The organism is Stenotrophomonas sp. YJH_SMC_138 (assembly GCF_059369855.1).
Genome location: NZ_JCAFTB010000003.1, coordinates 15,100 through 40,677 on the forward strand (window position 1 = coordinate 15,100; position 25,578 = coordinate 40,677).

The 25,578-nt window shown below is 67.2% G+C and carries 28 protein-coding genes and 1 pseudogene; 15 read left to right on the forward strand and 14 right to left on the reverse strand.

Annotation, left to right across the window (positions count from 1 at the left end; translation table 11 throughout):
• The first annotated feature begins 57 nt into the window (after window positions 1-57).
• From ctaD to AC5P7I_RS08215, 4 genes are read left to right on the forward strand one after another with little or no spacing between them, the layout of a single operon-like run.
• Window positions 58-1,665: a cytochrome c oxidase subunit I gene (gene ctaD, locus AC5P7I_RS08200; protein WP_004153896.1), complete on the forward strand. Its 1,608-nt coding sequence runs from the start codon at window positions 58-60 to the stop codon at window positions 1,663-1,665.
• A gap of 8 nt (window positions 1,666-1,673) precedes the next feature.
• Window positions 1,674-1,874, forward strand: a complete 201-nt coding sequence (locus AC5P7I_RS08205) for a hypothetical protein (RefSeq protein WP_032957755.1) — start codon at window positions 1,674-1,676, stop codon at window positions 1,872-1,874.
• The gene (locus AC5P7I_RS08210; RefSeq protein WP_014645692.1) at window positions 1,871-2,461 is read left to right on the forward strand and encodes a cytochrome c oxidase assembly protein; all 591 of its coding nucleotides are present in this window, start codon (window positions 1,871-1,873) and stop codon (window positions 2,459-2,461) included. Before AC5P7I_RS08205 ends, AC5P7I_RS08210 begins: the two co-directional genes overlap by 4 nt.
• A 13-nt stretch (window positions 2,462-2,474) precedes the next feature.
• On the forward strand, window positions 2,475-3,350 hold the full coding sequence (locus AC5P7I_RS08215; RefSeq protein WP_005407793.1) for a cytochrome c oxidase subunit 3: 876 nt from the start codon (window positions 2,475-2,477) through the stop codon (window positions 3,348-3,350).
• Between the two features lie 20 nt (window positions 3,351-3,370).
• Here the strand turns inward: AC5P7I_RS08215 and AC5P7I_RS08220 are convergent, their stop codons facing one another.
• Window positions 3,371-3,589, reverse strand: coding sequence for a twin transmembrane helix small protein (locus AC5P7I_RS08220; protein ID WP_005412025.1), 219 nt, complete (start codon window positions 3,587-3,589; stop codon window positions 3,371-3,373).
• Window positions 3,590-3,646: 57 nt separating this feature from the next.
• Here AC5P7I_RS08220 and AC5P7I_RS08225 point away from each other — a divergent pair, with 57 nt between their 5' ends.
• The 4 genes from AC5P7I_RS08225 (at window position 3,647) to cyoE (ending at window position 7,100) form a co-directional block, all read left to right on the forward strand.
• Window positions 3,647-4,363 (forward strand): SURF1 family protein, encoded by a 717-nt coding sequence (locus AC5P7I_RS08225; RefSeq protein ID WP_262088306.1) that lies wholly within the window; start codon window positions 3,647-3,649, stop codon window positions 4,361-4,363.
• Between the two features lie 95 nt (window positions 4,364-4,458).
• The gene (locus AC5P7I_RS08230; RefSeq protein WP_046428212.1) at window positions 4,459-5,028 is read left to right on the forward strand and encodes a redox-active disulfide-containing membrane protein; all 570 of its coding nucleotides are present in this window, start codon (window positions 4,459-4,461) and stop codon (window positions 5,026-5,028) included.
• Window positions 5,029-5,038: 10 nt separating this feature from the next.
• Window positions 5,039-6,202, forward strand: a complete 1,164-nt coding sequence (locus AC5P7I_RS08235; RefSeq protein WP_041863006.1) for a COX15/CtaA family protein — start codon at window positions 5,039-5,041, stop codon at window positions 6,200-6,202.
• A 4-nt stretch (window positions 6,203-6,206) separates the two neighbouring features.
• The gene (gene cyoE / locus AC5P7I_RS08240; RefSeq protein WP_049408383.1) at window positions 6,207-7,100 is read left to right on the forward strand and encodes a heme o synthase; all 894 of its coding nucleotides are present in this window, start codon (window positions 6,207-6,209) and stop codon (window positions 7,098-7,100) included.
• Here the strand turns inward: cyoE and AC5P7I_RS08245 are convergent.
• A pseudogene (locus AC5P7I_RS08245) lies at window positions 7,087-7,431 on the reverse strand (hypothetical protein); the annotation flags it as partial. The gene cyoE and the pseudogene AC5P7I_RS08245 sit on opposite strands and share 14 nt — an antisense overlap.
• Here AC5P7I_RS08245 and AC5P7I_RS08250 point away from each other — a divergent pair.
• Window positions 7,351-8,046, forward strand: coding sequence for a TraB/GumN family protein (locus AC5P7I_RS08250; protein ID WP_401735332.1), 696 nt, complete (start codon window positions 7,351-7,353; stop codon window positions 8,044-8,046). The pseudogene AC5P7I_RS08245 and the gene AC5P7I_RS08250 overlap by 81 nt on opposite strands.
• 58 nt (window positions 8,047-8,104) lie before the next feature.
• Here the strand turns inward: AC5P7I_RS08250 and AC5P7I_RS08255 are convergent, their stop codons facing one another.
• From AC5P7I_RS08255 to rpsU, 6 genes are all read right to left on the reverse strand, one after another.
• Window positions 8,105-9,076, reverse strand: coding sequence for a bile acid:sodium symporter family protein (locus AC5P7I_RS08255; protein WP_032957769.1), 972 nt, complete (start codon window positions 9,074-9,076; stop codon window positions 8,105-8,107).
• Window positions 9,077-9,104: 28 nt separating this feature from the next.
• Entirely contained in the window at window positions 9,105-9,605 is a 501-nt protein-coding gene (locus AC5P7I_RS08260; RefSeq protein ID WP_032957770.1) for a protein tyrosine phosphatase family protein, read from the reverse strand.
• A 27-nt stretch (window positions 9,606-9,632) separates the two neighbouring features.
• Complete coding sequence (dnaG, locus tag AC5P7I_RS08265) at window positions 9,633-11,372, reverse strand: DNA primase (protein ID WP_032957772.1); 1,740 nt, start codon at window positions 11,370-11,372, stop codon at window positions 9,633-9,635.
• A gap of 61 nt (window positions 11,373-11,433) precedes the next feature.
• A complete protein-coding gene (locus AC5P7I_RS08270) occupies window positions 11,434-12,354 on the reverse strand; it encodes a YihY/virulence factor BrkB family protein (protein WP_032957774.1) in 921 nt (306 codons plus the stop codon).
• Between the two features lie 105 nt (window positions 12,355-12,459).
• A complete protein-coding gene (locus AC5P7I_RS08275; protein ID WP_014645703.1) occupies window positions 12,460-12,903 on the reverse strand; it encodes a GatB/YqeY domain-containing protein in 444 nt (147 codons plus the stop codon).
• Window positions 12,904-13,036: 133 nt separating this feature from the next.
• Window positions 13,037-13,252 carry a 30S ribosomal protein S21 gene (gene rpsU / locus AC5P7I_RS08280; RefSeq protein ID WP_002808376.1) on the reverse strand — a complete coding sequence of 72 codons (216 nt, stop codon included), beginning with the start codon at window positions 13,250-13,252 and terminating at the stop codon, window positions 13,037-13,039.
• A 166-nt stretch (window positions 13,253-13,418) separates the two neighbouring features.
• On the opposite strand from rpsU, the gene tsaD reads away from it, so the two are divergent.
• A complete protein-coding gene (gene tsaD / locus AC5P7I_RS08285) occupies window positions 13,419-14,444 on the forward strand; it encodes a tRNA (adenosine(37)-N6)-threonylcarbamoyltransferase complex transferase subunit TsaD (RefSeq protein WP_032957776.1) in 1,026 nt (341 codons plus the stop codon).
• 33 nt (window positions 14,445-14,477) lie between these two features.
• Here the strand turns inward: tsaD and AC5P7I_RS08290 are convergent, their stop codons facing one another.
• A complete protein-coding gene (locus tag AC5P7I_RS08290) occupies window positions 14,478-15,143 on the reverse strand; it encodes a hypothetical protein (RefSeq protein ID WP_164077712.1) in 666 nt (221 codons plus the stop codon).
• 357 nt (window positions 15,144-15,500) lie between these two features.
• Here AC5P7I_RS08290 and folB point away from each other — a divergent pair, with 357 nt between their 5' ends.
• The 4 genes from folB to AC5P7I_RS08310 all read left to right on the forward strand — a co-directional run bounded on the left by folB (window position 15,501) and on the right by AC5P7I_RS08310 (window position 20,200).
• Entirely contained in the window at window positions 15,501-15,854 is a 354-nt protein-coding gene (gene folB / locus AC5P7I_RS08295) for a dihydroneopterin aldolase (protein ID WP_005407807.1), read from the forward strand.
• Window positions 15,855-15,945: 91 nt separating this feature from the next.
• Window positions 15,946-17,217 carry a mechanosensitive ion channel family protein gene (locus tag AC5P7I_RS08300; protein WP_262088305.1) on the forward strand — a complete coding sequence of 424 codons (1,272 nt, stop codon included), beginning with the start codon at window positions 15,946-15,948 and terminating at the stop codon, window positions 17,215-17,217.
• Between the two features lie 128 nt (window positions 17,218-17,345).
• On the forward strand, window positions 17,346-19,520 hold the full coding sequence (locus AC5P7I_RS08305; RefSeq protein ID WP_014645707.1) for a glycoside hydrolase family 3 N-terminal domain-containing protein: 2,175 nt from the start codon (window positions 17,346-17,348) through the stop codon (window positions 19,518-19,520).
• A gap of 128 nt (window positions 19,521-19,648) precedes the next feature.
• Window positions 19,649-20,200 (forward strand): hypothetical protein, encoded by a 552-nt coding sequence (locus AC5P7I_RS08310; protein ID WP_197606679.1) that lies wholly within the window; start codon window positions 19,649-19,651, stop codon window positions 20,198-20,200.
• Window positions 20,201-20,310: 110 nt separating this feature from the next.
• Here the strand turns inward: AC5P7I_RS08310 and AC5P7I_RS08315 are convergent, their stop codons facing one another.
• Window positions 20,311-21,477, reverse strand: a complete 1,167-nt coding sequence (locus AC5P7I_RS08315; protein ID WP_262088304.1) for a PQQ-dependent sugar dehydrogenase — start codon at window positions 21,475-21,477, stop codon at window positions 20,311-20,313.
• Between the two features lie 168 nt (window positions 21,478-21,645).
• Here AC5P7I_RS08315 and yiaA point away from each other — a divergent pair, with 168 nt between their 5' ends.
• Window positions 21,646-22,098: an inner membrane protein YiaA gene (gene yiaA, locus AC5P7I_RS08320; protein ID WP_014645710.1), complete on the forward strand. Its 453-nt coding sequence runs from the start codon at window positions 21,646-21,648 to the stop codon at window positions 22,096-22,098.
• Window positions 22,099-22,205: 107 nt separating this feature from the next.
• Here the strand turns inward: yiaA and AC5P7I_RS08325 are convergent, their stop codons facing one another.
• The 4 genes from AC5P7I_RS08325 to AC5P7I_RS08340 form a co-directional block, all read right to left on the reverse strand.
• On the reverse strand, window positions 22,206-22,529 hold the full coding sequence (locus AC5P7I_RS08325) for a hypothetical protein (protein ID WP_053495439.1): 324 nt from the start codon (window positions 22,527-22,529) through the stop codon (window positions 22,206-22,208).
• A gap of 110 nt (window positions 22,530-22,639) precedes the next feature.
• Window positions 22,640-23,941 carry an APC family permease gene (locus tag AC5P7I_RS08330; protein WP_262088303.1) on the reverse strand — a complete coding sequence of 434 codons (1,302 nt, stop codon included), beginning with the start codon at window positions 23,939-23,941 and terminating at the stop codon, window positions 22,640-22,642.
• Window positions 23,938-24,699: a L,D-transpeptidase family protein gene (locus AC5P7I_RS08335; RefSeq protein ID WP_053495444.1), complete on the reverse strand. Its 762-nt coding sequence runs from the start codon at window positions 24,697-24,699 to the stop codon at window positions 23,938-23,940. Before AC5P7I_RS08335 ends, AC5P7I_RS08330 begins: the two co-directional genes overlap by 4 nt.
• A gap of 15 nt (window positions 24,700-24,714) precedes the next feature.
• The gene (locus tag AC5P7I_RS08340; protein WP_032957791.1) at window positions 24,715-25,563 is read right to left on the reverse strand and encodes a MurR/RpiR family transcriptional regulator; all 849 of its coding nucleotides are present in this window, start codon (window positions 25,561-25,563) and stop codon (window positions 24,715-24,717) included.
• Between the last annotated feature and the right edge of the window lie 15 nt (window positions 25,564-25,578).

Genomic DNA, 25,578 nt, shown 5'->3' on the forward strand with positions numbered 1-25,578 from the left:
TAAAGCCCGCGGCCGCCCGCGGCCGTGGTGACAACCGATTCTGAGAGGTGTTTTGCAATGGCGCACTCGGCAGTTGGGCACGACGATCACCATCACCAGCAGAGTTTCTTCGAGCGTTGGTTCTTCTCGACCAACCACAAGGACATCGGCACGCTGTACCTGGGTTTCAGCTTCATCATGTTCATCATCGGCGCGGCGATGAGCGTGGTGATCCGCGCCGAGCTGGCACAGCCCGGCCTGCAGTTCGTCAAGCCCGAGTTCTTCAACCAGATGACCACCGTGCATGCGCTGGTGATGATCTTCGGTGGCGTGATGCCGGCCTTCGTCGGCCTCGCCAACTGGATGATCCCGCTGCAGATCGGCGCGCCGGACATGGCGCTGCCGCGCATGAACAACTGGTCGTTCTGGTTGCTGCCGGTGGCCTTCAGCCTGCTGCTGCTGACCCTGTTCCTGCCCGGTGGTGCGCCGGCTGGTGGCTGGACGCTGTATCCGCCGCTGTCGCTGCAGGGCGGCTACAACGTGGCCTTCAGCGTGTTCGCGATCCACGTGGCCGGCATCAGTTCGATCATGGGTGCGATCAACATCATCGCCACCGTGCTGAACATGCGTGCGCCGGGCATCGACCTGCTGAAAATGCCGATCTTCTGCTGGGCCTGGCTGATCACCGCGTTCCTGCTGATCGCGGTGATGCCGGTGCTGGCCGGTGCGGTGACCATGCTGCTGACCGACAAGTTCTTCGGCACCAGCTTCTTCAACGCCGCCGGTGGCGGTGACCCGGTGATGTACCAGCACATCTTCTGGTTCTTCGGGCACCCCGAGGTCTACATCATGATCCTGCCCGCCTTCGGCGTGGTCAGCGAGATCATCCCGACCTTCAGCCGCAAGCCGCTGTTCGGCTACCAGGCGATGGTGTACGCCACCGCGGCGATCGCGTTCCTGTCGTTCATCGTCTGGGCCCACCACATGTTCACCGTGGGCATGCCGCTGGGCGGCGAGATCTATTTCATGTTCGCCACCATGCTGATCTCGATCCCGACCGGCGTGAAGGTGTTCAACTGGGTCAGCACCATGTGGCGTGGCTCGCTGACGTTCGAGGCACCGATGCTGTGGTCGGTGGCCTTCGTCATCCTGTTCACCATCGGTGGCTTCTCCGGCCTGATGCTGGCCATCGTGGCCGCCGACTTCCAGTACCACGACACCTACTTCGTGGTCGCGCACTTCCACTACGTGCTGGTGACCGGTGCGGTGTTCGCGCTGATCGCCGCGGTGTACTACTGGTGGCCGAAGTGGACCGGGCGCATGTACAGCGAGAAGTGGGCCAAGGTGCACTTCTGGTGGTCGATCGTGTTCGTCAACCTGCTGTTCTTCCCGCAGCACTTCCTCGGCCTGGCCGGCATGCCGCGCCGCATTCCCGATTACAGCGTGGCGTTTGCCGACTGGAACCTGATCAGCTCGATCGGTGCGTTCGGCATGTTCGTCACCCCGTTCATGATGGCCGCGATCCTGCTGTCCTCGCTGCGCAACGGCGAGAAGGCCGAAGCGCGTTCCTGGGAGGGTGCACGCGGCCTGGAATGGACGCTGCCGTCGCCGGCACCGGCGCACACCTTCACCACCCCGCCGACCATCCGCCCGGGGGATCTGGCGCATGACGACATCACGCATTGAGGTGGGGCATGCATAACGAGAGCCCGCTGCAGACCTGTAGAGCCGAGCCATGCTCGGCGGATGAGAAGCAGCCGACCAGCGGTCGGCTCTACCAGGGCGGAAGCATCGAGCAGCAGCGCCAGCGTGCGAAGCGCACGGCGGTGTGGGTCGGCGCCATCGCTGTGCTGGTCTACGTCGGCTTCATCCTCAGCGGGGTGATCGGCCGATGAGCGAGGCACCGGCCAGCACACCGTCACGCAGTGCCGGGCTGCCGCGCCTGATCGGCGTGGCGGTGGCGGTGTTCCTGCTGACGTTCTCGCTGGTGCCGCTGTACCGCATCGCCTGCGAGAAGGTGTTCGGCGTGCGCCTGGAACGCGGTCCCGGTGGCGAAGCCAGCGCAGGTGCCGCGGCCGGCAAGCGCACCGTGCGGGTGGAGTTCGATGGCGGCGTCAATTCGCGACTGCCGTGGTCGTTCCATCCCGAGCAGCTGACCATGGACGTGGTGCCCGGCGAGCTCAACGAGGCGCTGTACTTTGCCCGCAACGACAGCGCAGCTGCCGTGGTCGGCAGCGCGGTGCCTTCGGTGGCACCGGCGCGTGCGTCGGGCTTCTTCAGCAAGACCGAGTGCTTCTGTTTCACCGCGCAGACGCTGCAGGCCGGCGAGAAGCGCGACATGCCGGTGCGCTTCATCGTCGATCCGGACCTGCCGCCGGAGATCAGGACGATCACCTTGTCCTACACCTTCTACCGCAACGACGCGCTGTCCGATCGGCTGGCCCCGGCCGCCACCTCGGACGGCGCGCACGCCGCACCCTGACCCGGATACCGACATGGCCCAGACACCGACCGACGCCAACGTGTACTTCGTCCCGGCCCAGAGCAAATGGCCGTTCGTGGGTTCCATCGCCATGATGGTGACCATGGTGGGCGTGGCCAGCTGGCTCAACGATGCCAGCTGGGGACGCTGGACGTTCTACATCGGCATCGCGATGCTGGTGCTGACCCTGTTCTGGTGGTTCAGCGACGTGGTGCGCGAATCGCAGGCCGGCAACTACAACCACCAGGTCGACGGATCATTCCGGATGGGGATGATCTGGTTCATCTTCTCCGAGGTGATGTTCTTCGGCGCGTTCTTCGGCGCGCTGTTCTACACCCGCAACCTGGGCCTGTCGTGGCTCAGTGGCGAAGGCCGTGGGGTCATGACCAACGAGCTGCTCTGGCAGGGCTATTCCGCCGGATGGCCGACCAATGGCCCGGCGGCGATCGGTGGCGCGTTCCAGACCATCCCGGCCTGGGGCCTGCCACTGATCAATACGCTGATCCTGTTGACCTCCGGCGTGACCCTGACCATCGCCCACCACGCACTGAAGGCCGGCAACCGCCGCCAGCTGCTGATCTGGCTGGGCCTGACCGTGGTGCTCGGCCTGGGCTTCCTGACCCTGCAGGCAGAGGAGTACATCCATGCCTACAAGGAACTGAACCTGACGCTCGGCTCCGGCATCTACGGGTCGACGTTCTTCATGCTGACCGGCTTCCACGGCGCGCACGTGCTGCTGGGCACGATCATGCTGATCGTGATGTGGCTGCGTTCGGCCAAGGGACACTTCACCCGCGACAACCATTTCGGTTTCGAAGCCGCCGCGTGGTACTGGCACTTCGTCGACGTGGTGTGGCTGATGCTGTTCCTGTTCGTCTACGTGCTTTGATCAGGCGCGCATCGGTGGTCTCAGCCGCCGATGCCGTGTGGTTTGATCCAGCCCATGTAGATGCTCACGATCACCAGCAGGATCAACGCTACCGACACCGCGATGCGGCGCGTCAGTGCATTGACCGTGCGCTTGGTCTGGCCGCGGTCGACCAGCAGGTAGTACAGGCCGGCGCCCAGATTCCAGACGATGACGATCAGAAACGCGATTACCAGCAGGGTCTTCAGCGAATCACTCATGCGCGGCTCGAGGGCAGGGTGGATGTGCCTATCTGACCGCGTTTGCGCGGACTTGTCATGATGCGCCAGCACACGCGCGTGTTCGGATGGTTGCTGGCCGTGCTGGCGATGGCCGGATTCACCGCATTGGGGCTGTGGCAGCTGCAGCGCATGCATGCGAAACAGGCAATGTTGGATGCACAGGGTCCAGCCGTGGCTCAGACGCTGTCGCTGGCCCAGGCGCTGGCCGCACCGGGCGCGTTGCATGGCGTGGCCGACCATGGCCGCTTCCTGCCCGGCGTGGTGCTGCTGGACAACCAGATCCGGCATGGCCGCGCCGGCGTGAAGATCTATCGCCCCTTCCGCAGTGACGACGGCAGCGTGCTGCTGGTCGACCTCGGTTGGCGTGCGCTGCCGCCGGATCGCACGCTTCCGGAGGTGCCGTCGCCGCCTTCGCCGGTGGCCGTGCGCGGGCTGCTCGCGCCGCCACCATCGGCGGGACTGCTACTGGGCCCGGCGTTCTCTGCTACCGGTGAGGCCGGGCGCTGGCTGGCCAGCCGGTTGCCGGACGACGGGCTGGCGCGCGCGCTGGGGCTGCAGGCGCTACCCGACCGCGTGCTGAGGCTGGACCCGGCGCTGCCCTTTGGCGACGAGCGCGATCTGGACCTGCTGCCGAACACGCTGCCGCCTCAGCGCCACCTGGGCTACGCCGTGCAGTGGTTCGGGCTGGCCCTGACCGTGCTGGTGGTGGCCGTGGTGCTGGAGCGGCGGCGGAGGCGCGTGATTACCCGGTAGTGCCGGCCGCTGGCCGGCAACCCCCGCAATCCTGGATGCCGGCCAGCGGCCGGCACTACCGGCATCCCCTACCCAACCATGAGAAAATGCCCCGCATGAACACTGCTACGTCCCCGCAGGCGCGCGGTTCCGGCCGCCGGACCCTGGTGCTGCTGTTTGCCGTGTTCTTCGGGGCGATGGCACTGGCCGCCGTGCTGCGCTTCTCCGGCTGGCAGCCGACCGGGCACCGCAATGCCGGCCAGCTGCTGAAGCCGCCGGTGGACCTGCGCCAGCAGGCGCCGACCCTGGCCAGCGGCCAGTCCTACCCCTGGAACCCCGAGGCCCGTACCTGGCGCCTGCTGGTGGCGCCGGCCGGTGCCTGCGACGCGCAGTGCGTCACTTTGTCGCAGGGACTGGGCAAGGTGTGGCAGCTGTTCGGCCATAACGCCGATAATGTCGAGATCCTGTGGCTGGGTACGCCACCGGCGTCGATCGCCTCGCTGCCCGCGCTGCGGCCGCTGGCTCCGTCGCCAGCCCTGCGCGCGGCGTTGCCGGGCGTCGACGATCCGGCGGGACTGCCGGTCTACGTGATCGATCCGAACGGCTTCGTGATCATGCGCCATGCCCCGGGTTCCGACCTCGGTGGCCTGCGCAAGGACATGGCCACGTTGCTGAAACTGAAGTGAGTCCCGTTTGATGAGCCTTTCCGCGCGTCCGGCGCTGCACCGCAATTTCCACCGCCTGGCGTGGTTCGCCATGATCATGACCGCGAGCACGATCATGTTCGGCGCCTTCGTGCGCCTGTCCGATGCCGGCCTGAGCTGCCCGGACTGGCCGACCTGCTATGGCCAGGCCACTTGGCCGCAGCACGTGGAAGAGACCATCGGCCACCCGGCGGCGGAGATCCGCCCGCTGGAGACCCACAAGGCCTGGCGAGAACAGGTGCATCGCTTCCTGGCCGGCGCGCTGGGCATCGAGATCCTGACCCTGGCGCTGCTGGCCACGCGCAAGCGACGATTCGGAAGCACGGCGGTGGTGACCGCCTGCGTGCTGGTGGCCGCCGGCATACCGCTGTACATGATGGGCTGGCACGGCACCGCCAGTGCCCTGGCCTTGACCGGCGAGGCGATCCTGCTGATCGCCGCGCTGCGCTGGAGCAACATCGATCTCGCACGTGCGGCGCTGCTGACCTTGGCGGTGGTGATCTTCCAGGCCCTGCTGGGCATGTGGACGGTGACCCTGCTGCTCAAACCCATCGTGGTGATGGGCCATCTGCTGGGCGGCATGCTGATGTTCGGCCTGCTGGTGTGGATGGCCTGGCGCGCGACGCACATGCCGATCACCCTGGCTGAAGCGCCGAAGCTGAAGTGGCTGATGCGCATCGGCGTGGCGGTGCTGGTTACCCAGATCGCGCTGGGTGGTTGGGTCAGCGCCAACTACGCCGCACTCGCCTGCGGCGGTGGCAGCGCCTCGCTGGACAACTTCCCGCGCTGCGCCAACCAGTGGTGGCCGCAGCACAACTTCGTCGAAGGCTTCACCCTGTGGCGCGGCATCGGCGTGGATTACGAAGGCGGTGTGCTGGATGGCGCTTCGCGCATCGCCATCCAGATGGCGCACCGCCTGTTCGCGGTGGTGGTGGCCGTCTACCTGCTGTGGCTTGGCGTGCGCCTGTTCCGGTTGCCGAGCATGCGTGGCTGGGCCAGCGCGCTGATCGCGCTGCTGGTGCTGCAGGTCACGCTCGGCATCCTCAACGTGAAGCTGGCGCTGCCGCTGGAAGTGGCCGTGGCCCACAACGGCGTGGCCGTTGCCCTGTTGTTCGTACTGGTCAGCCTGCTGGCCCGCCTGCGTGCCCCGGACTGATTCCATGTTTTCCAATTACCGCCAGTACTGGGACCTGACCAAGCCCAAGGTCGTCGCCCTGATCGTCTTCACCGCCCTGGTCGGCATGGTCCTGGCCATCCCCGGCGTGCCGAGCTGGGAGCAGGTGCGCGCCGGCCTGCTCGGCTTCCTCGGCATCTGGCTGGCGGCCTCGGCCGCGGCCGCCATCAACCAGCTGCTGGACGCGCACATCGATGCGCAGATGGCGCGCACCTCGTGGCGCCCGCTGGTGGTGGGCAAGGTCAAGCCGTGGCAGGTGCTGGTGTTTGCCGGCGTGCTGATCGTGCTGTCGATGACCCTCCTGGTGCTGTGGGTGAACCTGATCACCGCAGTGCTGACCTTCGCCTCGCTGATCGGCTACGCGGTGATCTACACCGTGTACCTCAAGCGTGCGACCTCGCAGAACATCGTCATCGGTGGCCTGGCCGGCGCGATGCCGCCGATGCTGGGCTGGGCCGCAGTGACCGGCATGCAGGGTTCGTCGGACTGGGCGTACTCGTCGCTGCTGGTGCTGATCATCTTCATCTGGACCCCGCCGCACTTCTGGGCGCTGGCGATCTTCCGCCGCGAGGACTACGCGAAGGCGGAGATCCCGATGCTGCCGGTGACCCACGGCGTGGTGCATACCCGCAAGCAGATCATGGTGTATTCGGTGGTGCTGGCGCTGGTCTGCCTGCTGCCGTACCTGGTGGGCATGAGCGGTGCGTTCTACCTGGGCGGCGCGATCGTGCTCAACGCCGTGTTCCTCTGGTACGCCTGGCGCATGCTGAACCCGCCGGACGAGCTGTTCTCGATGAAGATGTTCTATTACTCCATCGTCTACCTGATGGCGCTGTTTGCCTTCCTGCTGGTGGACCACTGGATCCTGCCCTGGCTGTGACCTCGGGGTCGGATCCCCGAAGGGGCTCTGACCCCACCTGATCGCGCGGACATCCTCGCATGACGTGGATCACCTTGAACCGCCGTCTCGGCGTCGCCATTGCTGTTCCTGACCCCAGGGAAAGGAAGCAGCAGGGATGCATTCGTTCTTCCGTTGGACCACCGCGCTGATGCTGGCGCTGGGCATGGCCGTGACCGCGCATGCCGACGACACTACCGCGCAGATCCGCCAATACGCCGCTGGCCATCGCATGCTGGTGCTGGGCGAATTCCACGGCACACGCGAGACGCCACTGCTGGTGCGGCAGCTGGTGGACGACTACAGCCGCAATGGCGCGCCGGTCCTGCTGGCGCTGGAACTGCCACGTGCCGAGAATCCTGTGCTGCGCGACTATCTGGAATCCGATGGCGGGGCCGCGGCGCGCCAGCACCTGCACGGCCGCGCGTTCTGGACCGTACGCGACGACCAGCACGATGGTCGCCGCAGCCGCGACATGCTGGCGATGATCGAAGGCCTGCGCGCGCTGAAGGCGCAGGGCCGCGCGATCGAGGTGGTTGGCTACGACGTCAATCACAGTGACGGCGGCAGCCAGGCCCGCGATGACCGCATGGCCGCCGAACTACGGCGCCTGTACCAGCGCCTGCCCGATGGTGCACGGATGGTTGTGCTGACCGGCAATGTCCACGCCATGCTGCAGCGCCCCGCCGATGCTCCGCCGGAAATGCAGACCCAGCCGATGGCATCGGTACTGCGCGACCTAGATATCTACAGCGTGCGGCTGGAAGCGTTGCGCGGCCACTTCTGGGGATGCATGGACCGCTGCAAGGCGCTGGCGCTGCTCGAACGGCCCGCGCGTGCGCCGGAGGTCAACACCCACGCCGGCCGCGAGTACGACCTGTGGGTGTGGATGCCGCAGCTGAGCGTGGGCACGCTGGTGGAGCCGTGAATCCACGCATGGCGTGGATCTGCTGTAGATCCACGCCACGCGTGGATGGAGTTCCGGGTCAGGGCTTGCGCCGCGCATACCGCTGCGCGATCACACCGCAGACGATCAGCTGGATCTGGTGGTAGATCATCACCGGCAGCACGATGGCGCCCAGGCTGCCGCCGGCGAACAGCACCTTGGCGATCGGCACGCCGGTGGCCAGGCTCTTCTTCGAGCCGCAGAACACGATGGCGATCTCGTCCTCGCGGTTGAAGCGCAGGCGACGGGCGATGAAGGTGATCAGCGGCATGGCGATGCCCAGCAGCACAGCGGCCACGATGGCCACAGCCAGCAGCGACAGCAGCGGGGTCTTGCTCCACAGGCCTTCGGTCACCGCTTCGCCGAACGCCGAGTACACCACCAGCAGGATGGTGGCCTGGTCGGTGTAGCGCAGCAGCGCGCGCTGGCGTTCCACCCAGCCGGCAATCCACGGCCGCAGCAGGTGGCCGGCCACGAACGGCACCAGCAGCTGCAGCATGATGCCGCCGATCGCATGCAGCGGATCATGGATGCCGCCCGAGGTGCCGGCCAGCGCGGTCAGCAGCAGCGGGGTCAGGAACACGCCGAGGATGCTCGACAGCGAGGCGCTGCACACCGCTGCGGGCACGTTGCCATGCGCCATCGAAGTGAACGCGATGGACGACTGCACGGTGGAGGGCAGGGTGCACAGGAACAGCACGCCGAGGTACAGCTCCGGGGTCAGCAGCCAGCCCGACAGTGGCTTGAACATCAGCCCCAGCAGCGGGAACAGGATGAAGGTGCAGGCCAGGATGGTCAGGTGCAGCCGCCAGTGCAGCATGCCGCCGATGATCGACTCGCGCGGCAGGCGCGCGCCATGCAGGAAGAACAGTGCAGCGATGGCGACGGTGGTGACATCGTCGAGGACGATGGCGGCGGCGCCCTTCATCGGCAGCAGCGAGGCCAGGCCGACGGTGCACAGCAGGGCGAGGGTGAAGTTGTCCGGTCGCAGGCGCGACCACCAGCGGGTCATGGTGGGCAGTGTCCTTGGTGCGGAGGGTTCAGGGCGAGGTGACCGGCGTTGCCAGGCGTTGGCGGGTGGCGGCTTCCAGCGACTTCAGGCCAGCACGCTGGCCCAGCTGAAGGGCCTGTTCGGGGCTGGCATGTTCGTACCGTGCATTGACCAGGCCGAGCACGGCGCCGGCGCGGTTGCCGGACGCACAGTGCAGCAGCACCGGCCCCTGGCTCTGCTGCAGGGCCAGGTGCACGGCACGCACGTTGGCCGTATCCAGGCCATCGGCGCCGGCCACCGGAATGCGCACGTAGCGCAGGCCCAATGATTCGGCGACGCGGGTTTCATCGAAGCCCCGGTCCTCGCCGGGCTGGCGCAGGTCGATCACAGTGCGCACGCCCTGTGCAGCCAAGGCCTGCAGCTGTGCGGCGCTGGGCTGGCCGCCGGCATACAGGCCGGGGCGGACTTCGTTGAGGGGCGCGTCTTCGGCCAGGGCCGTCAGTGACAGGCAGAGCGACAACAACAGCAGGCAGGTCAGGCGCAGCAGCATGGTCTTCTCCGTGAAAACGTTCTGCCGCTACAGGCGCAGTCCGGCGCGCGCCTTCAGCAGCTCGCGCAGTTCGTACTTGTCAGTATCGTCCAGGCCCTGCTGGCGCTGCTTTGCCAACAACTCCTCCAGACGTTGCACCAGCAGCTGTTTCTCCAGCTGTGCCACTGCGTCGTGCAGTTCCTGGGTCCAGCTGGCCTCGGTGCCGGGCAGCGTCTGTGCGGCCAGGGTATGCAGCGAGGCCTGTTCCTCGCGCCCATCGAAGTGTTCCAGCAGGGCGCCGGTACTGATGTCCGGGCGCTGTTCGACCAGCCCCAGCAGCTCCAGCAGCAGTTCCACGCCGGGCAGGCGCAGGCCCTGGAAGTGGTGCTTGCCGCCCAGCGTCAGCGCCAGCGACGGCTGCTGCAGCAGTACGGCGATCGCGCCGCGCACCAGGCTGCGCTTGGCCACGGGCTGGATCGTCCGCTGCGGCTGGCGTTGCGGCATCGGCGCGCGCGTGGCTTGGGCAGTACCGCCCAGGCCGGTCAGCTGCGCCAGCTGCTGCTTCATCAGGTCGCCAAAGGCGCCGTCGGGAATCTGCGCCAGCATCGGCTTGGCGCGTTCGGCCAGGCGTGCCTTGCCATCGAGCGTGCCCAGGTTGATCTCGCGGGTCAGTTCGTCGAAGAAGAACTGCGACAGCGGCGTAGCCTGCTTCAGGCGCTCGTTGAACGCTTCGGCGCCTTCCTTGCGCACGATGGTGTCCGGGTCTTCGCCATCGGGCAGGAACAGGAAGAAGGCCTGGCGGCCATCCTTCATGCGCGGCAGCACCGACTCCAGCGCCTTCCAGCCGGCGCGGCGGCCGGCGGCGTCGCCGTCGAAGCAGAAGAACACGTCCGGTGCGTTGCGGAACAGCAGCTCGGCATGGTCCGGCGTGGTCGCGGTACCCAGCGTTGCCACCGCCTGGGTGACGCCGAACTGGAACAGCGAGACCACGTCCATGTAGCCCTCGACCACGATCAGCCGCTCGATCTTCTGGTTGGCCTGGCGCACCTGCCACAGGCCGTACAGTTCGCGGCCCTTGTGGAACAGCGCGGTCTCGGGCGAGTTGAGGTACTTGGGGCCGTCGTCCTTCTCGAACACGCGGCCGCCGAAGGCGATCACCCGGCCACGGCGGTCGAAGATCGGGAACATCACCCGGTCGCGGAACTTGTCGTAGACGTGGCCGCGGTCGTTCTTGGAGAACAGGCCGGCGCGGTCGAGCAGCTTCATGCGCCGCTCGTCCTTGCCCAGCGCGTCGCGCAGGCCGCTGTAACCATCCGGCGCGTAGCCGATCTGGAAGCGCGCGCGGTTCTCTTCGTCCACGCCACGGCCATCCAGGTAGCTGCGGGCCTTCTCGCTGCCCTCCAGGTTCTTCTGGAAGAACTTGGTCGCCGCGTCCAGCGCCGAGTACAGCTCGCGGCTGTCGTCCTGCTGCTGCGGGCTGCGCGGATTCTCGTTGCGCGGCACTTCCATGCCGGCGCGCTTGGCCAGTTCATCCACCGCGTCGAGGAACTCGAGGCGGTCGTAGTTCATCAGGAAGCTGATCGCGGTGCCGTGCGCGCCACAGCCGAAGCAGTGATAGAACTGCTTGGTGGGCGAGACCGTGAACGACGCCGAGCGCTCGTCATGGAACGGGCAGCGGGCGGCGTACTCCTTGCCCTGGCGCTTCAACGGCACGCGGCTGCCCACCACCTCGACGATGTCGGTGCGGGCGAGCAGGTCGTCGATGAAAGCGTCGGGGATACGGGCCATGGGCAACAGGGCAGGGCGCGGTGCAGGACCACGCGACGGAACCGGGGGCGGTCGGCCTAGTTTACCCCCTGTCGGGCACCTGGCTGGCGGTTGCCGGATCAATGCCGGCTGCGGCCAGGTGATGACGCGCGCGCAGGCGCTCATCGATCACCGCCGTCATCAGTGCGCCAACGAAGAACACGACGGTGGCGTAGTAGATCCAGACCAGCGAGATCACCAGCGCACCCATCGAGCCGTAGGCACTGCCGGGGGCCACGGTGGCGATGTAGACGCCGATGCCGTAGCGGCCCAGTGCGAACAGTGCCGAGGTGATGACGCCGCCGATGAAGGCCTGCCGCCAGGCCACGCGGCGGTCGGGCAGGTAGTGGTACATGAAGGCGAAGCCGACTGCGTAAAGCAGCAGGCTCGTGACGTACCCCAGCGCGGGCAGGATCGAGGGCAGCTGGGCGAAGGCCACCTGCAGCACCGTGGTGGCCGTCATCGACAGGATCAGCAGGAAGCCCAGGGCCAGCACCACGCCGAACGAGAACACGCGCTTGCGCAGCCAGGCCTTGAGGCCTTCCAGACGCTCGCCGCTGGTGCGGAAGATCAGGTTCAGTGCGTTCTGCAGTTGGGCGAACACGGCGGTGGCGCCGACGAACAGCAGCAGCGTGCTCCACACACCCGCCAGCGAGCCGACATCCGGCTGGTTGTCGGCGTTCTTCAGAACGGTTTCGGCCACAGTAGCCGCGCTGCTGCCGGCCACCGAGCTGATCTGGTCGATCAGCGCCTGCTGGGCCGGTGGGTACAGCGAGGCGGTCAGCCACAGCAGCAGCACCAGCAACGGTGCCATCGACAGCAGGGCGTAGAAGGAGACGGAAGCTGCCTGGGTCAGCACGTCGACGTCGATGAAGCGCTTGGCCACCGCCATCGGAAAGCTGTCCTGCAGGCGCTTGAGGTACTTGTGCAGGGACACGGGAACGTTGGGCTCGGGTTCAACCATGTGTGCGGTTGTAGCAGGCGACCGACGAAGGTGCGGTGAAGCGGGTGCATCAATGGGGTCAGAGCCCTTCCGCGCTGCGGAAGGGATCCGACCCCAGGTGCTGGATTACGCCAGCAGCTGCTTGACCAGCTTGGAGACCAGGCCCATGTCGGCCTGGCCGGCGAGCTTGGGCTTCAGCGCGCCCATCAGCTTGCCCATGTCGGCCGGGCCGGCGGCACCGGTCTCGGCGATGGCGGCCTGGATGGCGGCCACGATCTCGGCCTCGCCCATCTTGGCCGGCAGGTAGGCTTCGATGACCACGATCTCGGCGCGCTCGATCTCGGCCAGGTCTTCGCGGTTGGCGGCTTCGTACTGGCTGACCGAGTCCTTGCGCTGCTTGACCATCTTGTCGAGCACGGCGATCACGGCGGTGTCGTCCAGCTCGATGCGCTCGTCCACTTCGCGCTGCTTGATGGCAGCGTTGATCAGGCGGATCACGCCCAGCTTGTGCTTCTCGCCCGCCTTCATGGCGGCCTTCATGTCTTCGGTGAGCTGCTGCTTCATGCTCATGAGGAACCTCGTGGTGGTAGGTGGGGCGGGGCGGCTGCCCGAACCCGGAAACGCAAAAAGCCGGCGACGCTCGCGCGTGCCGGCTTCGGCTCCATCGCGACAGGCAGGCCCGCCGCAATGAAGATGCGTCCGATCAGTACAGGCGCTGACGCTTGGTGACGTCGCGCGACGAGCGGCGCAGCTGACGCTTCACAGCAGCGGCGGCCTTGCGCTTGCGCTCCTGGGTCGGCTTTTCGTAGAACTCGCGCTTGCGGGTTTCGGCCAGCACACCGGCCTTTTCGCAAGTGCGCTTGAAGCGGCGAAGAGCAAACTCGAAGGGCTCGTTCTCGCGGACTTTGACGCTGGGCATGGAATCTCCGGGACACAGTAGAACCGGGTCACGCCCGGCGAGCCGCACATTATAGCGGCGAAACGACAAACTGCAAGCGCCCAACCCTGAATACGGGCCGGGGGTTCGAAAGCAGTGAGATCTGCACGTCCCCCGAGGGGGCGGCAGGGGCGTCATAATAGCAGGCATGCGAGTCCTTGGCATCGAATCTTCCTGTGATGAGACCGGCGTGGCGGTGTATGACACCGACCTGGCCGGCAGCGCGGCCCTGCGCGCCCATGCGGTCTACAGCCAGATCGCCCTGCACGCCGAATACGGTGGTGTGGTGCCCGAGCTGGCCAGCCGCGACCATGTCCGCAAGCTGCTGCCACTGGTACGCCAGACCCTGGCCGACGCCGGCCTGGGCGTGGGCGATATCGATGGCGTGGCCTACACCGCCGGTCCCGGCCTGGTCGGCGCGCTGCTGGTGGGCGCTGGCGTGGCGCGTTCGCTGGCCTGGGCGCTGGAGGTGCCGGCCGTGGGCGTACACCATATGGAAGGCCACCTGCTGGCCCCGCTGATGGAAGACGACCCGCCGGAAGCGCCGTTCGTGGCGCTGCTGGTGTCCGGTGGCCACACCCAGCTGGTGGCGGTGGACGCGATCGGCCAGTACCGCCTGCTGGGCGAGACCCTGGACGACGCGGCCGGCGAAGCCTTCGACAAGACCGCCAAGCTGATGGGCCTGCCGTACCCGGGCGGCCCGCAGCTGGCCAGGCTGGCCGAGCAGGGCACGCCGGGCGCGTACCGCTTCGCGCGGCCGATGACCGACCGCCCTGGGCTGGATTTCAGCTTCTCCGGCCTGAAGACCCAGGTCCTGATGGCCTGGCGCGACAGTGACCAGAGCGAGCAGACCCGCGCCGACATCGCCCGGGGCTTTGAGGACGCGGTGGTCGAGACCCTGTCGATCAAGTGCGAGCGCGCACTGGAAGCGGCCGGGACCAACGTGATCGTGGTGGCCGGCGGCGTCGGCGCCAACACGCGCCTGCGCGCCCGCCTGCAGCAGATGGCCGAGCGCCTCGGCGGCCGTGCCTGCTTCCCGCGGCCGGCACTGTGCACCGACAACGGGGCGATGATCGCCTTCGCCGGCGCGCTGCGCCTGCAGGCCGGCCAGCACAGCCCGCCGAAGGTGGATGTGACACCGCGCTGGGACATGGCGACCCTGCCGGCGGTCTGAGCCGGTGGCGCCGGGCCATGCCCGGCGGACGCATCACCGATGCACTGCCAACGGCGACGCCGCCAGCACGGTTGTCGCCCGCTCATGGCGCTGCAGCCAGCCCAGCGTGTGTGGGCAGCGGGCATGGATCAGCCGCCCGATCGCGGCCAGGTCGGCGCCGATGTCACGTTCCAGGACCGGCTCGTGGTGGGCGATGCGGTTGCGCAGGTGGCGGATGCGTCCGATATCCGCATGGATGGCTTTCCTGACGGCACTGGGATGAGCAGAGGGAGCATGCTGCAGAACCCTGCTGAGTGCGGGTATCCAAAGTGTGGAGTCGAAGCGACAGGTAAAGAGCTGCTGCCAGAACACCATCGGCAGGTTGGCGACGATCCCAGGTGTATCGGATACGCGGCTGGCAAGTTGTTCCAGTACCGTGCGTGGAGAAGTACTGGATGAGGTTGGCAGCCTCCGTCGGAAGGCATTATTCCAAGGCCAACGCGGGCCATGCTGCCTGGCGAGCACAGCTGCAGCGGCGTTGCGGGTGACCACTTCGCACAGATGGACCGGCATCATCAGTGCACTGCACATCCGCATGTTCCACAGGTACAGGGATTCGGCTGTGACGTCGGGGCTGCAGGTCGATGCGATTCTCTCGTAAGTAGACAGACGCTCCGCTGACAACGCGCGCCGCAGTACATCGTATGGAGCCATCGTCATGTGCGGTGGTGAAGGAGGAATCGATGTTCGCGAGAGTGGGCGGCGGCGACCATCAGGGAACGTCCTTGTCCGCGCGGCTGATTTTCTGCGTTTTGCCTTGGACGAATACCTGACCTGTCCTGTCGGATTTGGCCTTGACCGGCGATCTGGTCCTTGCCTAATCTGCGTGCCTGCGCCACCGGGACTCGCGGCTGGATTTCAGCTCCCCCCGGGGACAAACGGTAGTACCAAAGGGCCCCGCTAGCAGGGCCCTTTGTTTTTTCCGGGCCACCCCACGCCGGTGGCCCACCGCCCGTTCCGGGCAGGCTCACCGCCGTGCCGTTACCATGGCCGCCTGTATTCGTGCCGGTAAGCGCAATGGACAAGGTTTTCATCGAAGGGCTGACGATCGACGCCCTGATCGGTATCTACGATTGGGAACGACGGATCCGCCAGGACCTGGTGTTCGACCTGGAAATGGGTTTCGACAACCGTCGCCCCGCAGCCACCGATGACATCGCCCACACCCTGAACTACAAGGCGGTGAGCAAGCGCCTGGAACAGTTCGTGCGCGAGTCGGAGTTCGGCCTGGTCGAGACCCTGGCCGAGCGCTGCGCGCAGATCGTGCTGGACGAATTCGACGTGAAGTGGCTGCGCCTGAAGTTGAGCAAGCCGGGCGCAGTGCGCGGCGCGCGCGCGGTGGGCGTGATCATCGAACGCACGCGGGACTGACCCGGTCGTGCCGGCCGTTGGCCGACAACCCCGGTAGTGCCGGCCGCTGGCCGGCAACCTTGGCAACAACGAAACAGACAGGAGACAACTGATGGTGGACGCGGTGGTGGCGGTACAGTGGCTGGAACGGCTGCAGAACACACTGGAACCCTATCCCGGCGCCTACCTGGCGTTGATGATCTCGGCGCTGCTGATCGCCGCTGGCCTGGCCAACTGGGTGACCAAGCGCATCCTGCTGCGCGGGCTGCGGCGGCTGCTGAGCCGCCTTCCGGGCGCTGACACTGGCCGCGGCAGCCACCTGATGCGGGTGATCTCGCGGCTGTCGAACGTGGTCCCCAGCCAGGTGATCGCCTCGGGTATCCGCATCGTGCCGGACCTGCCGCCGGGGCTGGTCAGCTTCATCATCGGCGCCTGCCAGGCGTGGGCGATCCTGACCGTGGTGCTGGCCCTCTCGCATGCGCTGGATGCGGCCAATGATCTCTACGAGCGCCGCCCCGAGGCCCGCAACAAGCCGATCAAGGGGTACCTGCAGGTCGCCAAGATCGTCCTCTTCGTGATCGCCGGCCTGTCGATCGTCGCAACCCTGGCGGGGGTCGATCTGCGCTACCTGGTCACCGGCCTGGGCGCGGCCACGGCGGTGCTGATGCTGATCTTCCAGGACACCATCCTGTCGCTGGTGGCCAGCGTGCAGATCAGTGGCGATGGCCGCGTGCGCATCGGCGACTGGATCGAGATGCCCAGCCAGAATGCCGACGGTGACGTCATCGACATCGCGCTGCACACCGTCACCGTGCAGAACTTCGACAAGACCATCACCACCATCCCGACCAAGAAGCTGGTGACCGAGTCGTTCAAGAACTGGCGCGGCATGCAGGAGGCCGGCGGGCGCCGGATCAAGCGCGCGCTGTACCTGGACCAGCACAGCGTCGGCTTCCTGGACGAGGGTGACCTGGCCTTCCTCGGCGAGTTCGCGCTGCTGCGCGACTACCTGCGCGACAAGGAACAGGAACTGGGGCAGTGGAACGGGCGCCTGCGCGAGCAGGGCGTGGCCGAGGTCAACAGCCGCCGCGTGACCAACCTGGGTACGTTCCGGGCCTATGTGGAGCGCTACCTGCGCAGCCATCCGGGTATCCATACCGACATGACCCTGCTGGTACGGCAGCTGCAGCCGACCACCGAGGGCCTGCCGCTGGAGCTCTACTGCTTCACCCGCAGCACTGCCTGGGCCGAGTATGAGGCGGTGCAGTCGGACATCTTCGACCACCTGCTGGCGATCCTGCCGGCCTTCGGCCTGCGGGTATTCCAGGCCTCCAGTGACGCCATGTTGATGGCCGGGCAGCGCCAGTTGGCCGGCTCGGAGTAAGCTGCGGTGCCCCCGGCGGGGCCATACGGACCCCGCTGGTGGCTGAAACTGAATGAAGAAACCTCTCGCCAAACGGCTCGGGATCGCTAGAATGCCGGGCTTGTAAACGTTTTCATCAAGGACTGCCGGTGGCCTCCGATCGCATCGAATCCCTCATTGCCCAGATGACCGTCGAGGAAAAGGTCGGCCAGCTGGGTGTCTTCGCGGACATGGTCCGCCCGTTCGCCCCGGACGTGAACCCGGAAGCCAACGTGCGCAATGCCGACCAGGTGCTGCAGCAGGTGCGCGAGGGCAAGGTCGGCTCGCTGTTCAATGGTGTGGGCGCCGAACTGGGCCGCCGCATCCAGCAGGTCGCCACCGAGGAGAGCCGCCTGGGCATCCCGGTGATCCTGGCGGCCGACGTCATCCACGGCATGCGCACCGTGTTCCCGATTCCGCTGGGCGAGGCCGCCAGCTTCGAGCCGGACCTGGCCGAGCGCACCGCGCGCGCCACTGCGATCGAAGCCACCGCCGCGGGCCTGCACTGGACCTATGCGCCGGCCGTGGACATCGCCCGCGACCAGCGCTGGGGCCGTGGCGCCGAAGGTGCCGGCGAGGATGTGGTGCTGGGCTGTGCGTTCGCCGCCGCCCGCGTGCGTGGCTTCCAGGGCAGCGACCTGCGTGCGGCCGATTCGCTGCTGGCCACGCCCAAGCACTTCGCCGCCTACGGCGCGGTGATGGCCGGCATGGAATACAACATGGTGGACATCTCGCCGCAGACCCTGCGCGACGTGCACCTGCCGCCGTTCAAGGCCGCCTTCGAGGCCGGCGCGATCACCGTGATGTCCTCGTTCAATGACATCAATGGCGTGCCGGCCAGTGCCAATGCCGAACTGCTGACCGACATCCTGCGCGGCGAATGGAAGTTCCCGGGCGTGGTGATCTCCGACTACACCGCCGACATGGAGCTGGTCGCGCACGGCTACGCCGCCGATGACCGCGATGCCACGGCCAAGGCGTTCACCGCCGGCCTGGACCTGAGCATGCAGAGCGGCTTCTATGCCGAGCACCTGCCCGGCCTGGTCGAGAGCGGCGAGGTGCCGATGGCGGTGCTGGATGAGGGCGTGCGCCGCATCCTGTGGCTGAAGGAGACCATCGGCCTGTTCGACGACCCGTACCGTTCGCTGGACCCGGCGCGCGAAGCGGATACCTCGCACATTGCCGCGCATGACGAACTGTCGCGCGATGCCGCGCGGCGTTCGATCGTGCTGCTGAACAACCGTGACAACGTGCTGCCGCTGCAGAAGACCGGGCAGAAGATCGCGCTGATCGGCCCGTTCGTGCAGGACCGCGAGAACATCGAAGGCTGCTGGACGCTGTTCGGCGACAAGCAGCGTTACGTGGACCTGGAAACCGGCGTGCGTGCCGCCATCGGCGACGAAGCGCTGCTGGAAATCGTGCCGGGCTGCGAACTGGAAGCCGCGATTCCGGGCGGCACGGAAGCCGCTGTGGCGGCCGCACTGCGTGCCGACGTGGTGGTGCTGGCGCTGGGCGAACCGCAGCGCTACAGCGGCGAAGCACAGTCGCGCGTGGAGATTACCCTGCCGCCGGCACAGCAGGCGCTGGCCGAGGCCGTGGCGATGACCGGCAAGCCGCTGGTGGTGCTGCTGCGCAATGGCCGCGCGCTGGCATTGCAGGGCGCAGTGCGCAATGCGCAGGCCGTGGCGGTGACCTGGTACCTGGGCACGCAGACCGGCCATGCCGTGGCCGATGTACTGTTCGGCGACTACAGCCCGTCCGGCCGCCTGCCGGTCAGCTTCCCGCAGGTGTCCGGCCAGCAGCCGTACTTCTACAACCACCCGCGCACCGGCCGTCCGGAACTGCCGACCATGTCGGAGTTCAAGGCGCGCTGGCGCGAGATTCCCAATGAACCGCTGTACCCGTTCGGCCATGGCATCGGCTACACCACCTTCGCCTACGGCGTGCCGCAGCTGAGCACGGCACAGCTCGGCTGGGACGACACCCTGACCATCACCACCGTGCTGACCAACACCGGCCGCGTGGCGGGCGAGGAAGTGGTGCAGCTGTACATCCATGATCGCGTGGCCAGCCGCGTGCGTCCGGTGCGTGAACTGAAGGACTTCCGCAAGGTGGCGCTGCAGCCGGGCGAGTCAGCCGAAGTGGTGTTCACCTTGACCCGCGAGCAACTGGCCTTCACCGGCCGCGACGGCGTGCTGCGTGCCGAGCCGGGCCAGTTCGACCTGTGGGTCTGTGCCTCGTCGGCCGCCGGCGAAGCGGTGCAGTTCGAGCTGCTGAAGGCCTGATCGAAAAAAAGGGGACGGAGGGGATTAAGTCGTTTGTGCCAAAACGACTTAATCCCCTCCGTCCCCTTTTTTGTGGTCCTCACTGTGGCGGCGCTACCATCGGGCCTCCTGTTCGATGGAGTGCGCGCATGCGCCGGATGGCCTACCTGATTCCCGCCCTGCTGCTGGCGGCCTGTTCGCAGCCGGCGCCGCCGGCCGAGCCTGCAGCGGATGCGCCGCCGCCGATGGAGGCCAGTGCTGCTTCGACACCTGCGGCTGAACCGGCGGCGCCGGCTGCCGAAGCCGCCGCTGCACCTGCCGCACCGGCAGCCGAGGTGTCCGCCGAGGATGCGCGTGCGCGCATCGAGTCGCTGCTCGGCGATGCCGCGCAGTTCGAAAAGGTCTTCAATGCGTTCAAGGCCGCCGTGGTCGGCGGTGATCGCGCTGCGGTGGTCGAGGAAGTGCGATTCCCCTTGAACATCAGCGGCGGAAAGAAGATCTCCGGCCCCGGAGAGTTCCAGCGCAACTACGAGAAGATCATCACGCCGGAGGTGGTCAAGGCGGTGTCCGCGCAGGACTTCGGCAAGGTGTTCGTCAACCAGCAGGGCGTGATGATCGGCAGCGGCCAGGTGTGGTTGAGCGGCCAGTGCCTGGACCAGGCCTGCACGAAGACCGAGGTGAAGGTCATCACCATCCAATGAATGCAGACGCCCCGCGTGCGGGGCCGTTTGGCAAGGGTAGTGCCGGCCGCTGGCCGGCAACCGCAGGATGCCGGAAGGATCCAGGGTGCCGGCCGGCGGCCGGCACTACCTCAGGTCTTCGGCGTGAGCTTCAGCAGGCGCGCCTTGCTGCCGTCTTCCAGCAGCCACAGCGCGCCGTCCGGGCCCTGTTCCACTTCGCGGATGCGCTCGCCCATGTTGAAACGCTCGGCTTCGCGCGCGCTGTCGCCATCGAAGGCCACGCGCACCAGCGAGGTGGACGACAGGCCACCGATGAAGCCGCTGCCCTTCCACTGCGGGAACAGGCTGCCGCTGTAGATCACGAAGCCGGCCGGCGAGATCACCGGCGTCCAGGTCACCTTCGGCGCGGCGAATTCCGGGCGCGTATCGTGGTCGGGAATCGGCCGGCCGTCGTAATGGTCACCGTTGGAAACGATCGGGTAGCCGTAGTTGGCGCCACGCACGATCAGGTTCAGTTCGTCGCCGCCGGCCGGGCCCATCTCGTGCGCCCACAGCTTGCCGTTGGCATCGAAGGCCATGCCGAGGATGTTGCGGTGGCCCAGCGACCACACCTGTGCGGCCACCCCGCCCTGCGACGCGAACGGATTGTCGGCGGGCAGGCTGCCATCGTCGTTGAGGCGGATGATCTTGCCGAGGTTGCTGCCCATGTCCTGGGCCGGATCGAACTTCTGGCGCTCGCTGGAGCTGATCCACAGCTTGCCGTCCGGGCCGAAGGCGAGGCGATGCCCGTAGTGACCCTCACCGCTGACCTTGGGGCTCTGCCGCCAGATCACCTTCAGGTCCTTCAGCTGGCCACCGCCGTTGGCATCCAGTGCCAGCGTGGCCCGGGCTACGGCGGCACCGCGGGTATCCAGCGTGCCTTCCTCGGCATAGCTGACGTAAACGACATGATTCCGGGCGAAATCCGGGTGCAGGATGATGTCGCCGAAACCACCCTGGCCAGCATAGGCGACCTTCGGAACGCCGGTGATATCGTGCTTCTGGCCGCTGGCCGGGTCCAGGTGCTGGAGCTTGCCGCGCTTTTCGGTGACCAGCAGGCTGCCGTCGGGCAGGAAGGTCATCGCCCAGGGCTGGTCGAAGCGGCTGACTTCGGTGGCGTTGAACGGGCGCTGGTCGGTGGCGGCAGAGGCCGCTGTGGCGGTCTGCGCACCGTTGGCGGCCGGATCGGCAGCATTGCAGGCGGAGGTGGCAAGGATCGGCACAAGGCCGAGGGCGAGCAGCAGGGGCGTGCGGGTCATGGGTATCTCCAGTGCGGGGATGCGGATGGCCGGGCTGTCCCTTGTATACCACCGGCACCGTGAGCGTCGTGGCCCGAAGGTCCTGCGCCCCCTGTGCGAGCGCTGCGGGATCGTCTAGGGTGGGCACGCCCGGGCAAAGCGTGCCCGCCTGCCTGCCAAGGACCTGCAATGAACACTGCCATGCCCCACAAGCCGTCCACCGCCTTCATCGCCGCCTCCTGGGTGGCCCTGCTGCTGGGGGCGGCGGCGTACCTGATCGGCCTGTTCAACGCCACGATGGCGCTCAACGAGAAGGGCTACTACCTGACCCTGCTGCTGTTCGGCCTGTTCGCGGCGGTGTCGCTGCAGAAGAGCGTGCGCGACCGCGTCGAAGGCATTCCGGTGAGTGGCCTGTACTACGCGCTGTGCTGGTTCGCGCTGCTGTCGGCGCTGATGCTGCTGCTGGTCGGCCTGTGGAATGCCACGCTGGCGCCGAGTGAGAAGGGCTTCTATGGCATGGCGTATGCGCTGTCGCTGTTCGGCGCGGTGGCGGTGCAGAAGAACACCCGCGACCTGATCGCCGCCGGTGGGGGCGAGAGCAAGCGCAGCGCCATCGTGCCGCCGCTGCCGGAACAGGAGTGATCGATCCGGTGTAGAGCCGGGCCATGCTCGGCTCAGTCGAGCGTGGCTCGACGTTACAGACGAGGTGCGAGAGCCGAGCGTAGGCTCGGCTCTACAGAAGCCTGGCGCTATCGTGCCAGCCGCGGATCCGCCAGCTGTGCCTCCTCCCAGCCACGACGCACCGCATTGCGTGCCTGCGCCCAGTCCAGGCGGCTGCGGCCGCGTTCGTTGGCCCAGCGTGATTCGAGCTCGGCCTCGACCTGTTCATAGGCGCGGATCATGTCCTGTGCACGCGCGCCGTGGCCGATGCGGTAGGCCGGCTCGTAGTCCTCGAAGAACAGCTGGTCGTCGTAGTACGGCTCGGCCGTGTAGCGCTCGCGCCAGTAGTTGCTGACCGCGTCGCGCGGCGTGCTGTCGTCCGGTACGCGGCCGGGGATCTGGTACTCGGTCATGGAAGGCTCCGTTGTGGACGAAGCCCGATCGTGCCTGTGTGGCGGTTAACGGCCCGGTCCGGCAGCGTGATCACCAGATCAATCCGCCGGGCATGGCCCGGCGCTATCGGTCATCCGGCATCGGTATCCTTTCGCGGCAGCTTGTAGATCACCGCGCCGATGGCGAACGCCACCAGCGCAGCAGCGATGTTCTGCCAGCTGGCACTGGCGAACAGCGCCAGGCACAGCAGCAGCGCCAGCACCGGAATCAACGGCCCGCCGGGCAGCTTCAAGGCGCCCGGGCGGTCGGCGTAGCGCTTGGCCAGTACCAGGACTGCTGCGGCAGTGCCGATGTAGGCGAACAGGCGCGTCGTCATCGACAGCAGGGCCAGCTGCACGAACGAACCGGACAGGGCCAGGCCGAGCGCGATCAGGCCCTGGCACAGGATCGACGCGGCCGGGGTGTGGAAGCGTGGATGCACCTGGGCCAGGATCTTCGGGCCGTAGCCATCGCGGGCCAGTGCGAACAGGAAGCGTGGGCCCATCATCATCGTGTTGCTGTTGGTGCCGAGGATGGAGATGGTGGCACCGACGGTCAGGATCAGCGCCAGTGCTTCGCCACCGAAACCGGCGGCGGCATCGGCCAGCGGGGTGGCCGAACTGGACAGGCCGGCCAGCGTTCCCTGCGCCACCACCTGCACCGCGCCGTAGATGACGGTGACGGTGATGATCATGGTGATCAGGGCGAACGGAATATCGCGGCGCGGATTGCGGTACTCGCCGGCGGCGGCCGGGATGTTCTCGAAGCCCGCGTAGGCGTAAAGCAGCAGCAAGGCGGCTTCGCCCATGCGCTGCAGGTCATGCGGGTCCGGGCGTTGGCCGGAGAAGGCCAGCTGTGGGTCGATGTGGAACGCACCGATGGCCACGAACAGCAGCAGCGGCAGCATCTTGCCGATCACCAGTACCACGCCGGTGCGCGCGGCCGAGCGCACGCCGATGATGTTGATGCCGGTGAGGAAGCCCAGCGATACCACGATCACCGCGATGCGGCCCAGGCCGGCATCGGCCCACGGCCAGAAACGCGCAACCGCGTCGGCCAGCGCGTTGCTGAGCGCAGCGGCCGAGCTGATGCGGGTCAGCCAGATCATCCAGCCGATCTCGAAACCGGCGAAGCGCCCGAACGCCTCGCGTGCATACAGGTAGCTGCCGCCGGGTTCATCGAAGTAGCTGGCGGCCTGCGCATAGCACAGCACCAGCAAGGCCACGACGATGCCGGCGGCGACCACGCCCCACAGGCTGAAGGGGCCGAGCAGGGCGACGGTGGCGGCCGGCAGCAGGTAGATGCCGCTGCCGATCACATCGTTGATCGACAGGCCGACGATCTGCCAGCGGCTGACCGCGCGTTGCAGCTGCGGTTCGTCCTGCGTGCTCAACGGACGTCTCCGGCCAGCGCGGGCAGTTGCCACTGCGCCTGCAGGCGCTTGTACTCCGCGCGCGGCAGCAGGACGAAACGCGGCGCGTCCTGCGGCCGCAGCCAGTCCAGCAGTGCCTGCATGCGTTCCTGCGGCATGGCCGTGCAGCCGGCGGTGGCCTCGCCGGGCTGGCGCCACAGATGGGCGAAGATGCAGCTCCCCTTGCCGGGCTGGTTGTCCGGGTTGTGGGCGATGACGAAGCCTTCCCGGTAGCGCACGTCGCCCTTGTTGTGCAGGTCCAGCCGCATCGGCTCGGTGGAGCCCTTGACCGCTGCATTGCCGACCTTCTTTTCATCGACGATGCGGTTGTAGAACGGCGAACCGGGTACGTCCATGCAGTAGCTGCTGTCCAGCATCGGCTGGTAGGGCATGGCAGTGCCGCGGCGGGTGACGGCATAGCCGAACGCACTGCCGAGCGCGAATATGCCGGCCGGGCTGCGGCCATCGCCTTCCTGCTTCTGCGGGCCATCGGCCTGCGCCGGATGCAGGCCCAGGCCCCAGGCGCTGCCGGTGCGGCCAAGCGCCACCGGGAACGCCTGGCCATGCGGGTGCCAGCCCTGGCCGTCGCGCACATAGGCCTGCAGTTGCCCCTGGGTGCTGTCCCAGCCATCGCTGGTGACCACGATCAGCTGGCGCGCGCCATCCAGCGGCGCCGCGTGAACGGACACCGCCGCGGCGAGCAGCAGTGCAGTGGTGGCAAGGCGGACCAGCGATCTCATCAACATGCGCTCCGGTCAGGAATCCAGCAGGTGGTCGATCCGCTCCAGGTTCACCGCAAGCTGCTGCTGGCGATCCGGATTGGTGTGGCAGAGCAGCACGAACAGGAAATCGAGCAGGGCGTGCATGGCGCTACGGTACAGCAGCTGCGCGACCTGTGGCGTGCGGTCGTGCGCGCAGACCGCCAGTGCCGCATCCGCATGCGCGCGCAGCGGGTTGGCGGTGTGGCGGGTGATGGAAATCACCTTGCCACCCATGTCCTGGAACTGCCGCGACAACTGTGAAAGCTGGGGCAGGTTGCCGAACTCGGAGAACATCAGCAGCGCATCGCCGGGGCGTGCGGCCGAGAGGTTGGCCAGCATCAGGATCGGATCGGTATGCGGCACCACCAGCAGTCCGAGCAGCGACAGCCGCATGGCGAACTCGCGGGCGAACAGGCCGTCGTCACCCAGGCCGTAGACGAACAGTTTGGGCGCACCGTCGAGCAGCTGCACGATGCGCTCGATCTCCCCGCGTGGATTGGCCTGGCGTGTTTCCTCCTCGGCCTGCGCCTTGCTGCGGCGCAGGGCCTCGCCCAGGCGCAGGTAGTCATCGCCGCTGTCGGGTTCGTCGGGCGCCTGCTGCGGATCGGCACCGGCGCGGGCCACGTCCTGGCCGATGGAGTACTTCAGATCCGGGTAGCCCTTGAAGCCAAGCTTCTGGCTGAACTTCACCACGCTGGACTGGCTGATGCCGAGCGCGCTGGCCAGCTGCTGGGAGGAGTAGTCGCGCAGCAGGTGGGCGTTGTCGAGGATGAAGTCGGCGATGCGGCGCTCGATGGCCGACATCTGCCCACGCTCGGTACGGATCTTCAGCAGGGGCGGCATGCGGGGTGTCCGGGG